This is a genomic window from Comamonas sp. FUJ_7 (genome assembly GCF_057369555.1).
This window is the reverse complement of sequence record NZ_JBXXZI010000001.1, coordinates 698,035-712,223: the sequence shown is the minus strand read 5'-3', so window position 1 is coordinate 712,223 and position 14,189 is coordinate 698,035. Positions and strand designations below refer to the sequence as shown.

General features: G+C 60.2%; 11 protein-coding genes. 10 read left to right on the top strand and 1 reads right to left on the bottom strand.

Going from position 1 to position 14,189, the window contains the following annotated elements; genetic code table 11:
- The first annotated feature begins 106 nt into the window (after positions 1 to 106).
- From AC2I9W_RS03220 to AC2I9W_RS03190, 7 genes are all read left to right on the top strand, one after another.
- Positions 107 to 1,060 carry a branched-chain amino acid ABC transporter permease gene (locus AC2I9W_RS03220; protein WP_486408588.1) on the top strand — a complete coding sequence of 318 codons (954 nt, stop codon included), beginning with the start codon at positions 107 to 109 and terminating at the stop codon, positions 1,058 to 1,060.
- 3 nt (positions 1,061 to 1,063) lie between these two features.
- Positions 1,064 to 2,404, top strand: a complete 1,341-nt coding sequence (locus AC2I9W_RS03215; protein WP_486408587.1) for a branched-chain amino acid ABC transporter permease — start codon at positions 1,064 to 1,066, stop codon at positions 2,402 to 2,404.
- A gap of 3 nt (positions 2,405 to 2,407) precedes the next feature.
- The gene (locus AC2I9W_RS03210; RefSeq protein WP_486408586.1) at positions 2,408 to 3,232 is read left to right on the top strand and encodes an ABC transporter ATP-binding protein; all 825 of its coding nucleotides are present in this window, start codon (positions 2,408 to 2,410) and stop codon (positions 3,230 to 3,232) included.
- 1 nt (position 3,233) lies between these two features.
- On the top strand, positions 3,234 to 3,935 hold the full coding sequence (locus AC2I9W_RS03205; protein ID WP_486408585.1) for an ABC transporter ATP-binding protein: 702 nt from the start codon (positions 3,234 to 3,236) through the stop codon (positions 3,933 to 3,935).
- A 234-nt stretch (positions 3,936 to 4,169) separates the two neighbouring features.
- Positions 4,170 to 6,269, top strand: a complete 2,100-nt coding sequence (locus AC2I9W_RS03200; protein ID WP_486408584.1) for a 3-hydroxyacyl-CoA dehydrogenase NAD-binding domain-containing protein — start codon at positions 4,170 to 4,172, stop codon at positions 6,267 to 6,269.
- A gap of 151 nt (positions 6,270 to 6,420) precedes the next feature.
- Positions 6,421 to 7,596, top strand: coding sequence for an acetyl-CoA C-acyltransferase (locus tag AC2I9W_RS03195; protein ID WP_486408583.1), 1,176 nt, complete (start codon positions 6,421 to 6,423; stop codon positions 7,594 to 7,596).
- A gap of 128 nt (positions 7,597 to 7,724) precedes the next feature.
- The gene (locus AC2I9W_RS03190; protein WP_486408582.1) at positions 7,725 to 9,557 is read left to right on the top strand and encodes an acyl-CoA dehydrogenase; all 1,833 of its coding nucleotides are present in this window, start codon (positions 7,725 to 7,727) and stop codon (positions 9,555 to 9,557) included.
- Positions 9,558 to 9,614: 57 nt separating this feature from the next.
- Here the strand turns inward: AC2I9W_RS03190 and AC2I9W_RS03185 are convergent, their stop codons facing one another.
- Positions 9,615 to 10,646 carry a patatin-like phospholipase family protein gene (locus AC2I9W_RS03185; RefSeq protein WP_486408581.1) on the bottom strand — a complete coding sequence of 344 codons (1,032 nt, stop codon included), beginning with the start codon at positions 10,644 to 10,646 and terminating at the stop codon, positions 9,615 to 9,617.
- 244 nt (positions 10,647 to 10,890) lie between these two features.
- On the opposite strand from AC2I9W_RS03185, the gene AC2I9W_RS03180 reads away from it, so the two are divergent.
- From AC2I9W_RS03180 to AC2I9W_RS03170, 3 genes are all read left to right on the top strand, one after another.
- Positions 10,891 to 12,132: an MFS transporter gene (locus tag AC2I9W_RS03180; RefSeq protein ID WP_486408580.1), complete on the top strand. Its 1,242-nt coding sequence runs from the start codon at positions 10,891 to 10,893 to the stop codon at positions 12,130 to 12,132.
- Between the two features lie 177 nt (positions 12,133 to 12,309).
- On the top strand, positions 12,310 to 12,819 hold the full coding sequence (locus AC2I9W_RS03175) for a BON domain-containing protein (RefSeq protein WP_486408579.1): 510 nt from the start codon (positions 12,310 to 12,312) through the stop codon (positions 12,817 to 12,819).
- 84 nt (positions 12,820 to 12,903) lie between these two features.
- Positions 12,904 to 14,127 (top strand): PLP-dependent transferase, encoded by a 1,224-nt coding sequence (locus AC2I9W_RS03170; RefSeq protein WP_486408578.1) that lies wholly within the window; start codon positions 12,904 to 12,906, stop codon positions 14,125 to 14,127.
- Positions 14,128 to 14,189 lie beyond the last annotated feature (62 nt).

Sequence of the window (14,189 nt, the reverse complement as noted above, 5' to 3'; positions counted from 1 at the left end):
GCCGGGCAGCGCTTGTGAATGCTGCGGCCCGCACACCCATAAACATGCCAACAAGGCAGCGCGCTGCAGCAGCTTTCTTTCGTCTTCTCCAAAGCAAGGCCTGTCAATGACGCCTGAATTTTTCACGATCTCCATGCTCAATGGCGTGAGCTATGGGCTGCTGCTGTTCATGCTCAGCTCGGGGCTGACGCTGATCTTCAGCATGATGGGTGTGCTCAATTTCGCCCACACCAGCTTCTACATGCTGGGCGCGTACTTCGCCTATACGCTCAGCGGCATCATCGGTTTCTGGCCCGCATTGTTCATCTGTCCTGTGCTGGTGGGCGTGCTGGGCGCGCTGTTCGAGCGCTACAGCCTGCGCCGCGTGCACAAGTACGGCCATGTGCCGGAGCTACTGGTGACCTTCGGCCTGTCCTATCTGATTCTGGAGGTCGTGCAACTGGTCTGGGGCCGAGGTACCGTGCCTTATGCGCTGCCACCGTCGCTTCAGGGGCCGCTGTTCACGCTGTACGGCACGCAGTTTCCTAAGTCGCGCTCCTTTGTGATGCTAGTGGCACTGCTGATGCTGGTGGCTGTGTGGCTGCTGCTGACGCGCACGCGCATCGGGTTGGTGATTCAGGCTGCCCTCAAGAACCCCGAGATGGTGGAGGCGCTGGGCCACAACGTGCCGCGCGTCTTCATGCTGGTATTTGGCGGCGGCTGCGCGCTGGCGGGCCTGGCCGGTGTGATTGGCGGCAACACCTATGTGACCGAGCCGGCCATGGCGGCATCTGTTGGCTCCATCATTTTTGTGGTGGTGGTCGTAGGGGGCATGGGCTCGCTGGCTGGAGCGTTCGTGGCCTCGCTGCTGATTGGCGTGGTGCAGACCTTTGCCGTGGCCATCGACTGGTCCATGGCCAGTGCCCTGACTTCCATGGGACACCAGGTCAATGAATCCACCTTTGGCTGGCCTGTGCTGCGCCTGACGGTATCGCAGGTCGCACCCATCCTGCCTTATCTGTTCCTGGTGCTGATTCTCATCTTCCGCCCCAAAGGGCTGCTGGGCACAAGAGGGGATTGAGCCATGTCTTCGATTGCGAAAAACACCATGAACTCTACTGTTGCAGAAAGCACGAAGTCTCAGGCGCATTACCGTTTCAAGCCCTTGAACCTGGGGCGCATTGTGGTCTGGAGCCTGTTTGCGCTGGCGCTGATTGTGGCGCCGCTGATCTTCACCAGCTCGCTGGCGCTGACCATGCTCAGCCAGATGGGATATCTGATCATCATCTGTCTGTCCTACAACATCCTGCTGGGGCAGGGCGGGATGCTGAGCTTCGGCCATGCGGTCTACACCGGTCTGGGCTCGTTTCTGGCCATTCATGCGATGAACAAGGCTGCCGCAGGCGAGATGGCGATCCCGCTGGTGCTCATCCCTATCGTGGGAGGCCTTGCCGGCATGTTCTTTGCTGTGCTGTTTGGCTATGTGACGACCAAAAAGTCCGGCACCACCTTTGCCATGATCACCATGGGCCTGGGTGAGCTGGTGGCGTCCATGGCGCTGATGTTTCCCGAGTTCTTTGGCGGCGAGGGCGGCATTACCACGGACCGGGTCTACAGCCAATTCTTCGGGCTGGACTTTGGCTCGGGCTTGCAGGTTTACTACCTGATCGCCACGTATTGTTTTGTCTGCACGGCAGCCATGTTTGCTTTCACGGGCACGCCTCTGGGTCGCATGCTCAACGCCGTGCGCGACAACCCCGAGCGCGTGGAGTTCGTGGGCTACAACACCCAGCGTGTGCGCTACTTTGCCTTCATCATCGCGGGCTTCTTCGCCGGCATCGGTGGTGGACTGACGGCCATCAATTTCGAGATCATCACGGCCATGGACAGCGTCAGTGTGGTGCGCTCAGGGGGCTATCTGCTGTTCACCTTCCTGGGCGGTGCCACCTTCTTCTTCGGCCCCATCATCGGAGCCGTGCTGCTGGTGCTGGCCTCGGTGCTGCTGTCCGAACTGACCAAGGCCTGGCTGCTGTACCTGGGCCTGGTTTTTCTGCTCATGGTCATGTATGCGCCCGGCGGTGTGGCCAGTCTGATCATGATGAATCTGCGCGTCGCCAAGTTCGGGCACTTCAAGCGCTTGCTCATGCCTTATCTGGCGATTGTGGTGACGGGCATGGTGACTGTGGTGGGGGCGGCTTCGTTGATCGAGATGATTTACCACTTGCAGCTCAATGCCGCCTTGGGGCCCCAAGTGCCATTCATGGGGACCGAGCTGGACACCAGTGCAGCAGCCACTTGGGTCGTGGCGATTGTGGTGTTCGTGGCGGGGCTGGGCCTGCTGGAGACCGCGCGCCGCGTGACGGCACGTCGCTGGGGGCAGATACAGGAAGCCATTGAAGAAAGCATCAAGAAAGGGGAGGGCTGAGCCATGTCCAGTATTGCTACTCATCCCGCATCAGCAACGCAGCAAGCAGGCTCTGGCTCTTCTTATGCACTGGAGCTGCGCGATTTGCGCAAGAGTTTTGGCAAGACAGAGATCATTCGTGGTGCCCAACTGGCGGTCAAAGCCGGAGAGCGTGTCGCCATCATCGGCCCCAACGGTGCGGGCAAGAGCACCTTGTTCAATCTGATCAGTGGCCGTTTTGAGCCCACTAGCGGTGAAGTGCTGCTCCATGGTCAGCGTATCGACGGGAAAAAGCCGTTTGAGATCAACCGCATGGGGCTGTCGCGCAGCTTCCAGATCACCAATATCTTTCCCAAGCTTTCGGTGTTCGAGAACTTGCGCTGCAGCGTGCTCTGGAGCCTGGGCTATCGCTATAGCTTCTGGCGTTTTCTGTCGAACCTGCATGACGCCAATGCACGTGCCGAGGAGCTGATGGAGATGATCGGCTTGCACCGAAAGCGTGACACGCTGGCCGTGAATCTGACCTATGCCGAGCAGCGCGCGCTGGAGATAGGCATCACCATCGGCGGAGGAGCGAATGTGATCTTGCTGGACGAGCCGACTGCGGGCATGAGCAACAGCGAAACCGCGCACTTTATCCAGCTCATCAAGAAGGTGACAGAAGGAAAAACGCTATTAACAGTAGAGCACGATATGGGCGTGGTGTTTGGGCTGGCGGACAAAATTGCTGTAGTTGTTTATGGTGAGGTCATTGCCTTTGACACGCCCGAAGCCGTGCGTGCCAACGCCAGAGTGCAAGAAGCATATCTGGGATCTTCCGTCGCAGACCAACAGGCAGGAGCGCATTGAGATGCTGAAGATCAACGATTTGCATGCCTACTACGGCAAAAGCCATGTGCTGCATGGCGTGGACCTGGAAGTCAATGCTGGCGAAATCGTGGCTTTGCTGGGGCGCAACGGTTCGGGCCGCTCCACGACGGCCAAGGCCATCATGGGCCTGGTGCACTGGGAGGGCGGGCTGGACTGGAAGCAGCAGAACCTTCGCGGCAAAAAGGCCTATGAGGTGGCGCATCTGGGCATTGGCTATGTACCGGAAAGCCGAGATGTCTTCCCCAATCTGACCGTGCACCAGAACCTGATGCTGGGCCAGAAGGGCAAGGCAAAGAGCAAAGGCAGTCGTTGGGGCTTTGATGACATGTATGCCATGTTTCCCCGTCTCAAGGAGCGTCAGCACACCGAAGCGGGCGTGATGTCCGGAGGGGAGCAGCAAATGCTGACGCTGTGCCGCACGCTGATGGGGGATCCGGATCTCATCATCATCGATGAGCCCACGGAGGGGCTGGCGCCCAAGATTGTGGAGCTGGTGGGCGAGTACCTGAAAAAGATCAAGGAGCGTGGCGTGTCTGTGCTGCTGATTGAGCAAAAACTGACCATCGCCATGAGTATCTCGGACCGGGCGCTGGTCATGGGCCATGGTCGCATTGTGTTTGACGGCACACCCGATGGACTCAGAGCCAACGAAAAAGTCCGCAAGGAATGGCTTGAAGTTTGAAGCACCCCTTGAGCCGCTCTGCGGCTTCCCCCTCTCTCGCTTCGCGGGAGGGGGACAACACCTTCGCTGCGGGGCGGCCCTTGCTTGGTGTTTCTGGCTTGGTGTGCGCTAGTTTTTGCAGAGCAGAGGCAGGTGTCTCGCTGAGGACAAACCGCAGTTGCGCAACGCAGCAAAATCTAGAAAATCAAAAACGCACGACCGTTCTTTTTCAACTATCGAATAGGGGACAACAGCATGACTGCTGAATACAAGGTGGATGGCGCAGTTGCCGTCATTACATTGAACAATCCGCCGGTCAACGGCCTGGGCTGGTCCACACGCAGGGGCATCGTTGATGGCCTGAATACGGCTCTGGCAGATGCTGCCGTGAAAGCCATTGTCATCACTGGCGCAGGCAAGGCCTTTTCGGGTGGCGCGGATATCACCGAGTTCGGCAAGGATGATGCCTATCGTGAACCGCATCTGATCTCCGTCATTCAGCAACTGGACTTGTCTACCAAGCCGCTGATTGCCGCTATTCACACCGTGTGCATGGGCGGTGGTTTGGAGCTGGCGCTGGGCTGTCACTACCGCATTGCTGCACCCGGCACGGCTGTAGCTTTGCCCGAAGTCAAGCTGGGCCTGCTGCCCGGTGCGGGCGGCACGCAGCGCCTGCCGCGTGCTCTGGGTGTGGAGCCAGCGCTCAATATGATCGTCACCGGCGAAGCCATCCAAAGCGAGATGCTGGCCATGGTTTCCGGCCAGAAGCTGTTCACCAAGATGGCGTCCTCGGCAGACAGCCTGCTGACCGAGGCCAAGGCCTATGCGCTGGAGGTGGCCGATGCCCGTCCGCTGCCGCGCGTGCGGGATCTGCCCTGCAAGCACCCCCAAGGTGAGGCGTACTTCGAGTTTGCCCAGACCATGGTGCAGGGCATGTCCAAGAACTTCCCGGCACCGCTGCGCTGCCTGGAGGCCGTCAAGAACGCCACGACCAAGAAGTTTGACGACGGCATGGCCGCAGAGCGCGAAGCCTTCATGCAGCTGATGATGACGCCCGAGTCGCGTTCGCTGCGCCATCTGTTCATGGCCGAGCGTGCGGCCTCCAAGATCGCCGATGTGCCGTCGGACACCCCGGTGCGTGATATCAAGGCCGTGGGCGTGATCGGTGCTGGCACCATGGGCGGCGGCATCTCCATGAACTTCCTGAACGCTGGCGTGCCCGTCACAATTTTGGAGACCAAGCAGGAAGCACTCGATCGCGGCGTGGCCACCATCCGCAAGAACTACGAAGCCCAGGTCAAGAAGGGCAAGCTGAGCCAAGAAAAATACGACCAGCGCATGGCGCTGCTCAGCACCACGCTGAATTATGCCGACCTAGGTAATGCGGACCTCATCATCGAAGCGGTGTTTGAGGAGCTGGGTGTGAAGGAGCAAGTCTTCAAGCAGCTGGACGCCGTGGCCAAGCCCGGTGCGATTCTGGCGTCCAACACCTCCACGCTGGATGTGGACAAGATCGCCGCCTTCACCAAGCGTCCACAGGACGTGGTGGGCATGCACTTCTTCAGCCCCGCCAATGTGATGAAGCTGCTGGAAGTGGTACGCGGCAAGGAAACCGCCAAGGATGTGCTGGCTACGGTGATGAAGGTGGCCAAGAAGATCCGAAAGACGGCCGTGGTTTCGGGCGTTTGCGATGGTTTTATCGGCAACCGCATGATCGAGCAGTACTCGCGCCAGGCAGGCTTTTTGCTCGACGAAGGCGCATCGCCCCAGCAGGTCGACAAGGCCATCGAGAAGTTCGGCTTTGCCATGGGACCGTTCCGCATGGGCGATCTGGCCGGCAACGATATCGGCTGGGCCATCCGCAAGCGCCGCTATGTCGAAAAACCCGGCATGAAGTACAGCGCCAGTGCCGACCGTCTGTGCGAACTGGGCCGCTACGGCCAGAAGACCGGCGCCGGCTGGTATGACTATGCGCCCGGCAAGCGCGACGCCATCCCTTCGGAGGTGGTGAGCAAGATGATTGACGAGCATCGCAAGAGCTTGGGAATCACGCCGCGCAAGATCTCCGACGAGGAAATCGTGCAACGTCTGGTCTACGCCCTGGTCAACGAAGGTGCGCACATTCTGGAAGACGGAATTGCGGGCAAGTCCGGCGATATCGACATGGTCTATCTGACCGGCTACGGCTTTCCGCTGTGGCGCGGCGGCCCCATGCATTACGCCGGTGAGGTGGGACTGTTCAACGTAGTACAGGCCATGGGGCGCTTTGCCCAGAACCCTAATGACGATGCAAAGTTCTGGCAACCCGCGCCGCTGCTGGCCAAGCTGGCCGCCGAAGGCAAGCAGTTCAGCTAATCACTGCGTACACAGACCTGGAGACGTCGTTGCGAAGCCTTGTCGTACCACTCGTACTGCCTGCGGCTTACGCGCCTCGTCTCAAAAGCAAATCTTCGATTTGCTGGTCTGTGTAAACAGCTATGCAATACCCAGAATCAAAGGACAGAACATGACATCCGCAGTGATTGTTTCTACCGCGCGTACCCCGCTGACCAAGAGCTGGAAGGGCGCTTTCAATATGACTTACGGCCCTACCATGGGCGCCCATGTCGTCAAGGCCGCGGTGGAGCGCGCAGGCATTGAGGGCGCCGAGGTCGAGGATGTGATCATGGGCATGTCGCTGCCCGAAGGTACGACAGGGGGCAACGTCGCGCGTCTAATTGCCATTCGTGCCGGTCTGCCAGTCACAACCTCGGGGTTGACCATCAACCGCTTCTGCTCATCGGGCCTGCAGGCGATTGCACTGGCTGCCCAGCGCATCATCGCGGGCGAGAACGATGTGCTGGTGGCCGGGGGGCTAGAGAGTATCTCCTGCGTGCAGCCGCATCTGAATCCGCACATGGCTTTCGATCCCGAGCTGACTGCCATGAAGCCCGAGATCTACTGGAACATGCTGCAGACTGCGGAGCAGGTGGCCAAACGCTACAACATCAGCCGCGATGCGCAGGATGAATATGGCGCTTCCAGCCAGCAAAAAGCCGCGGCGGCTCAGGCGGCCGGTCTGTTCGAGGCCGAGATCGCGCCCATGAAGACCGTCATGGGCGTGGTCGACAAGGTGCGCGGCATGGTCACCAAGGAAGTGACCGTCAGCCAGGACGAGGGCATTCGCGAAGGCACGACCAAAGAGGGCATCAGCGGCCTGCGCAGCGCGCTGCCCGGCGGCGTAATCACGGCCGGCAATGCCAGCCAGTTCTCCGACGGGGCTGGCGCCTGCGCGGTGGTCAGCGAAGCCTATGCCTCGCGCAAGGGCCTCCAGCCCCTGGGTCGTTTCCTGGGCTTTGCCGTGGCCGGTTGCGAACCCGATGAAATGGGTATCGGCCCCATCTACGCTATCCCCAAGGTGCTCAAGAAGCTGGGCCTGTCCATTAATGACATCGACCTGTGGGAACTCAACGAAGCCTTTGCCGTGCAGGTCATCTACTGCCGCGACAAGCTGGGCATTCCGGCTGACCGCCTGAATGTCAACGGTGGCGCCATTGCGCTGGGCCACCCCTATGGCGTCTCGGGCCAGCGGCTCACGGGTCATGCGCTGATTGAGGGCAAGCGCCGCGGTGCCAAGCGCGTCTGCGTGACCATGTGCATAGGCGGCGGCATGGGCGCTGCAGGCATCTTCGAAGTCCTGTAAACGCAGCCTGTAAAAAAGCCGCAGTCCTGCTTGCGGGATGCGGCTTTTTAATTATTGAAAAAGAATATTTTGATAGCTGAGAGCGCTTATTGGTAAAGGGCTTGAGGCAATTTTTAATGAGATTGAATATGCGCCTGCGCTCTACCATTGATTTTCTGCTCTACGACTGGCTGCAGGCCGAAGGGCTGACCAGCCGCCCCCGTTTTGCCGATCACTCGCGTGACACCTTTGATGCGGTGATGGATACCTGCGAGCGCATTGCGCGCGAGAAATACGCGCCTTTCAATCGTACGGTCGATACGCAAGAGCCGCAGTTCGATGGCGAGAAAGTCATCCTGCCCCAGTGCACCTACGAGGCCCGCGAGGCCTACGCCGAGTCGGGCATGCTCAGCGCGGCCCAGGACTACGAGATGGGCGGCATGCAGCTGCCTTACACGGTGGAGGCGGCTGCCAACTGTTTTTTTGCTGCGGCCTCGATCAGCATAGGCTCAAACATGCTGACCAGCGGCAATGCCAATGCCATCATGGCCCATGGCACTGAGCTGCAGAAAAAAGTCTTTGCCGCAAACGAATTCAACGGCCGCTGGGCTGGCACTATGGCGCTGTCCGAGCCGCAGGCGGGCTCGTCGCTGTCGGATATCGCCACGCGTGCCGAGCCCGATGGCGCGGATTTCGAAAGCGAGGCCCTTGGGCCGCGCTACCGACTCAAGGGCAACAAGATGTGGATCAGCTCGGGCGACCATGAGATGACCGAGAACATCGTGCACCTGGTGCTGGCCAAGATTCCAGGCGCTGACGGCAAGACCGTTCCGGGCGTCAAGGGCATCTCGCTGTTCATCGTGCCCAAGAAGCTGGTCGATGCCGAAGGCCGACTCACGGGCGAGCGTAACGATGTGGCGCTGGCGGGCCTCAATCACAAACTGGGCTGGCGCGGCACCACCAATACGCTGCTCAACTTTGGCGAAGGCAAATATCCGGTGCGCGGTGCCTCGGGTGCCATTGGCTATCTGGTCGGCAAGCCTGGCGAGGGCCTCAAATGCATGTTCCACATGATGAACGAGGCACGCATCTCCATCGGCACGGCCGCCACCATGCTGGGCATGGCCGGTTATCACGCCAGTCTTGAATATGCGCAAAGCCGCCCTCAGGGGCGACCTATTGGTATCGGGGGCAAGGATGCCAGCAAGCCCCAGTCGCGCATCATCGAGCACGCCGACGTCAAGCGCATGCTGCTGGCCCAGAAGGCCTATTGCGAAGGCGCGCTGGCGCTCAATCTGTTTTGTGCGCGACTGGTGGACGAGCAGCACACGGGCAGCGAGCTGGAAGCGGCAGATGCCAAGCTGCTGCTGGAGGTTCTGACGCCGATTGCCAAGAGCTGGCCCAGCGAGTTCTGCCTGGAGGCCAACTCACTGGCCATTCAGATTCATGGCGGCTATGGCTATACGCGTGACTTTCCGGTAGAGCAGTACTGGCGTGACAACCGTCTGAACATGATTCACGAAGGCACGCATGGCATTCAGGCCATGGATCTGCTGGGCCGCAAGGTCGTCATGGATGGCGGCAAGGGCCTGCAACTGCTGGCTGCACGCATCAAGGCCACGATTCAGAAGGCGTTGCAGCATGAAAAGCTCACCTGCCATGCCAACCAGCTGGCGCGCGCGCTGTCCGAGGTCGGCGCCACCACCAAGGCCGCTTGGGCCACGGGCAACCCGCAGGAGGCACTGGCGAATGCCGTGCCCTATATGCAGGCCTTTGGCCATGTGGTGCTGGCCTGGATCTGGCTGGATGTGGCGCTGGCGGTGCTGCGCACTGATGGCGACTTGGCCATTGCCGCGCATCGCGGCAGCATGGCGGCCCAGCGCTATTTCTTCCATTACGAGCTGCCGCGCATTGGTGCCTGGCTGCAGGTGGTCAAGGCGCGCGACATGACTTGTGCGAATCTGGAGGAAGAGGCCTTCTGAGTCTTCCCGCACAGCAAAAGGCCCGCATCAGCGGGCCTTTTTTGTGGGCAATGAAGCTCAAGGCTTTTCGCAACTGTCGCTCATACCCACCAGGCCAGAGAGCTTTTGCAGGCTGGAGCGCTGCTTCAGGCATTCCTGATGGCTGGCTTCAGCCGCTTTTTGCTGGGCCACCTGCACGGCCTTGGCGCGCTCGGCACGCAATTGGGCAATGCGTTCGCGAATCTGCGGCATCAGCGCCGTGGCCGCTTTCTCGCCCTCCACAATGGCGTGGCTGCGTTGCGTGAAGTCGGCGGGGCCAATGTCCAGCACTTTGGGGCGGATGATGATGTCGGCCCGCGCCAGCTCGGCCTGGCCCAGCTTCTGGCCCATGATGGCAATCGACTGATTGAGCGCACCCAGCATATTGGCGGGGGTCTTGCCGCTGGCCTTGTTGGAGATGTCCACGGCAATCACGATGTCCGCACCCAGATTGCGTACGGCATCGACAGGCACGGGGCTGACGATGCCGCCGTCCACATAGTGGTACTTGCCAATCGTCACGGGCTGGAACACGCCGGGCACGCTGCTGGAGGCCCGCACTGCCTGACCTGCATTGCCGCGCGCAAACACGGTGCGCTCGCCGTCTTCCAGGCGGGTCGCCACCGCTACAAAAGGCTTTGCCATCTGCTCCAGCGGTTTGCGCAGCACCTGCTCGTTCACATAGTCTTCCAGCTTCTGGCCCAGTACCAGTCCGCCCGAGGACAGCTGCAGGTCACGAATCTTGGCTTCATCGAGCGAGACGGCTTTTTGCTGCAGCTCAAAGGCATTCATGCCGCTGGCATACATGGCGCCCACCACACTGCCTGCGCTGGTGCCAGCGACCATGCTGGGCGTGAAACCATTGGCTTCCAGCATTTTGATGACACCAATATGCGCAAAGCCCTTGGCCGCACCGCCGCCCAGTGCCAGGCCAATCTTGATCGGCGCTGCAGCCGTCGTTACCACCGGGGCATCGGAGGAGGGGGAGGGGCTGGGCGGGTTGCTGCCACAGGCCGCAAGGCCAAGCAGACTCAAACAGAGCAAAGGGCGCAAAAAAACGTTCGGGCGCATGCCGGGAAATCCTGCTGTCAGTAGGGCGCGAAGTATAGCTTTGCCACGCTGGCGGACTTGATGGGCTGTCATGGGTGCTATTGAAAGTGTAGCTTTTCCCTCTTTGTTGATAAAGGGTAGTGGCTGATATCCCTTGTTTGGCCTATGCGTGCAAAAGCAATGCGGCAGATAATGATTTGCAAAACAAACATGGGGCTAGGCGACTCTTTAGGGCTGCTGATCTGGCCGAATCAAGAGACAAGCAATGCCGCAAAGCAATACATGGCAGGCAGGCGCCGCATCGGTGCAGGCCTCGGTTGGTTGGGTGGGTTTTGGCCTGGTGGTCGGAGTGATGGGGGCGGCGCTGATCAGTCCGCTCTATGCCCTTTATCAGCAGGCCTGGCAGTTGCGGGCCAGCGATATTTCGCTGATCTATGTGCTCTACATGTGTGGCGGCTTGTGCGCCTTGCTGTTTCTGGGGCGCTTGCCCGACCGCATTGGCTTTCAGCGCGTCATGCTGTTCTTTTTGCTGCTGACGCTGGCGGGAACATTGATCTCCATGCTGGCCTGGAATCTCAGCAGTCTGATTGTGGGGCGCTTCATGGTTGGCATTGCCTCCAGCCTGATCACGATCAGTGCCACCACGGGTCTGACGGTGCTGGCTGCCACGGAGCGAACCCGCCTGCCGCCGCATCGCGTGGCTATGGTGGCCAGCTTTCTCAATGTGCTGGGTTTTGGTCTGGGGCCCTTGATTGGCGGCATGGCGGGGCAGTGGCTGCCCCAGCCGCTGGTGACGGCCTATGTGGCGCCACTTGTGCTGGGCTGCGTGGGCGTGGCAGGGCTGGTGATGCTGAAGCTGCCTCCTGCGCAGAAGGCTCAGGGACGTTTGCAGTGGAGTGACTGCAAGCCTCGCCTGACCTGGCCTAGGCGTGAGGATTCGCTAGCCTTTGTGCTCACCTGTGGCTACCCCTTTGTGGCGTTTGGCGTCTTCGGGCTCTATGCCTCCATGGCCCCCTTGTTTTTGCAGCAGATGATTCCCTGGAGTGGCCCTGCAGTCAGTGGCACGGCGATTGCCGTGATTTTGCTGGTCTCTGCCAGCATCCAGTTGCTGGCAGTGCACCTGCCGCTGCATCGCTGCGGCTTTGCCGGCATGGCGCTGCTGGTGGTCAGCAATGCCATGCTGATGGCGAATTTGCAGCTGCAGTCGACCTGGCTGTTTGTGCTGGGCGTGAGCCTGACGGCATTGGGTCACGGTATGAGCATGCTGGCCGGCATGACCATGGTGGGGCGCATTGCTAGGCCGGAAAACCGTGCGGGCATGCTCTCCACCTATCAGACCATTGGTCTGCTGGGCTCCATGCTGCCCATGATGGCTGTGGGCTGGATTGCCGATCACTGGAGCATCAACGCGGCCGTGAGCGTCTTTGCCTGCTTTGTGATGGTGCTGGGGTCGGTGCTAGGACTGGTGTTTGTACGACATCCTCGCATGAGTGCCGTGGCGGATTGATGCAGCATTTGCAGCCGGTTGCCTTGGGTCACATCGCCAAACAAAAACTGTGGCAAATGTCACGAATTCGGACAAATCTGTCCTACAAGGATGCGGGAAGAGCTCGCATCCGAGTAAGAATAATGATTCGTTAAAGTTCATCGTCATGTTTCTGCAAGCATTAAGGGAGAAATCGATATGACCACTTTGTTCAAGCGCTCCGCTCAAGTTCTGGCCATTAGCGCACTGGCCTTTGGCTTGGTTGCCTGCGGTAAGTCCGACGACAACCAGACAGCCGGCCAGAAGCTCGACTCCGCCATTTCCCAGACCGAGAAGGCTGCGGAAAATGCGGGCAACAAGATTGAAGAAGGTGCTAGCAAGGCGGGCGATGCAACTGCTGATGCACTGGCCAGGGCGGGTGAAGCCACAGGCGCTGCTGTGGAGCAGGCAGGCAACAAGCTCGAAGAAGGCGCTGCCAAGGCTGGCGCTGCCCTGGATGACGCAGGCATTACCGCTGCCGTCAAGACTGATCTGATCAAGGCCCCTGAAATCAGCGCCCTGCAGATCAATGTGGACACCAGTGCTGGCGTTGTGACATTGACCGGCGAAGTGCCCAGCGAAGCCGTCAAGACCCAGGCGGGCGATATCGCCAAGGCCGCCAAGGGCGTGATCTCGGTTAACAACAACCTGACCGTGAAGGCCGGCTGATACGCTTCAGCCACGGACCCGTATGAAGCCAGAGCGCGCAAGCCCTCTGGCTTTTTTGTATCTGCATGCCACTAAGATGCAGTCATGACCCAAGCCGACACCAAGCTATCCACTCATCTGATCCACCATCCCTATAAGGCTCCCGCGGATTTTGAAAGCCCGGTCGTGCCTGTGCACAAGGGATCGACTGTGTACTTCGACAATGTGCAGGCCATGCGTGAGCGCCGCTGGCTGGACAAGAGCAGCTACACCTATGGTCTGCATGGCACGCCCACCACGTATACGCTGGAGGAGCGTCTAGCCTCGCTCGAAGGGGGGCTGCAATGCCTGCTGGTGCCCAGCGGGCTGGCAGCCATTGCCACCGTGTCGCTGGCGCTGCTCAAGACCGGTGATGAGGTGTTGGTGCCCGATAACGTCTACGGCCCGAACAAGACCTTGACCGAGGGCGAGCTGGCGCATTTCGGAATTACTCACCAGTATTACGACCCCATGAGTGTCGAAGACCTGGCTGCCAAGATCACCCCCGCCACCCGACTGGTGTGGCTGGAGGCACCGGGCTCGGTGACCATGGAGTTCCCCAATCTCATCGAGCAGGTGCGCCTGTGCCGGGCCAAGGGCGTGACCACGGTGCTGGACAACACCTGGGGTGCAGGCCTGGCCTTTAGGCCTTTTGATCTGCTGGGTGATGGCAGCCTGGGCGTCGACGTCACGGCCCATGCGCTGACCAAATACCCCAGCGGCGGTGGCGATGTGCTCATGGGCAGCATCATCACCCGCAATCAGCCCCTGCATATGCGCATCAAGCTCGCCCACATGCGCCTGGGCTTGGGCGTGAGCGGCAACGACGCCGAAGCCGTGCTGCGCAGCCTGCCCAGCATTGGCCTGCGCTACCACGCGCAGGACAAGGCGGCGCGCCAGTTGGCCCAGTGGTTGGGCACGCAAAGCGCCGTGGCTCAGGTGCTGCACCCGGCCATGCCGGACGCTCCCGGTCATGCATTCTGGAAGCAGCTGTGCGCGCAGGGCCAGAACTCGCAGGGCGCGGCAGCCGGCCTGTTCAGCGTGGTGATTGATGAACGATTTGATCAGGCGGCGGTTGATGTCTTTTGCGACAGCCTGCGCTTGTTCAAGCTGGGCTATAGCTGGGGCGGGCCCGTGAGTCTGGTCGTGCCCTATGAGCTGCCCGAAATGCGCAGCCGTGCCACGCCGCACATCAGACCGGGCACGGTGGTGCGCTTTGCCATCGGCCTGGAAGAGGCGGATGACCTGCAGGCCGACCTGGCCCAGGCACTTGCCAAGGCATTTAGATAAGCTATCAAAATGAAAGCGACTGCCGCTAGTTGATGAAGGGTTTCAGTATCTTTTGATGCTGA

Excerpts from the sequence above, each read along its gene's own strand:
- AC2I9W_RS03220 (WP_486408588.1), top strand. The coding sequence starts at position 107 with ATGACGCCTGAATTTTTCACGATCTCCATGCTCAATGGCGTGAGCTAT.
- AC2I9W_RS03215 (WP_486408587.1), top strand. The coding sequence starts at position 1,064 with ATGTCTTCGATTGCGAAAAACACCATGAACTCTACTGTTGCAGAAAGC.
- AC2I9W_RS03210 (WP_486408586.1), top strand. The coding sequence starts at position 2,408 with ATGTCCAGTATTGCTACTCATCCCGCATCAGCAACGCAGCAAGCAGGC.
- AC2I9W_RS03205 (WP_486408585.1), top strand. The coding sequence starts at position 3,234 with ATGCTGAAGATCAACGATTTGCATGCCTACTACGGCAAAAGCCATGTG.
- AC2I9W_RS03200 (WP_486408584.1), top strand. The coding sequence starts at position 4,170 with ATGACTGCTGAATACAAGGTGGATGGCGCAGTTGCCGTCATTACATTG.
- AC2I9W_RS03195 (WP_486408583.1), top strand. The coding sequence starts at position 6,421 with ATGACATCCGCAGTGATTGTTTCTACCGCGCGTACCCCGCTGACCAAG.
- AC2I9W_RS03190 (WP_486408582.1), top strand. The coding sequence starts at position 7,725 with ATGCGCCTGCGCTCTACCATTGATTTTCTGCTCTACGACTGGCTGCAG.
- AC2I9W_RS03185 (WP_486408581.1), bottom strand. The coding sequence starts at position 10,646 with ATGCGCCCGAACGTTTTTTTGCGCCCTTTGCTCTGTTTGAGTCTGCTT.
- AC2I9W_RS03180 (WP_486408580.1), top strand. The coding sequence starts at position 10,891 with ATGCCGCAAAGCAATACATGGCAGGCAGGCGCCGCATCGGTGCAGGCC.
- AC2I9W_RS03175 (WP_486408579.1), top strand. The coding sequence starts at position 12,310 with ATGACCACTTTGTTCAAGCGCTCCGCTCAAGTTCTGGCCATTAGCGCA.
- AC2I9W_RS03170 (WP_486408578.1), top strand. The coding sequence starts at position 12,904 with ATGACCCAAGCCGACACCAAGCTATCCACTCATCTGATCCACCATCCC.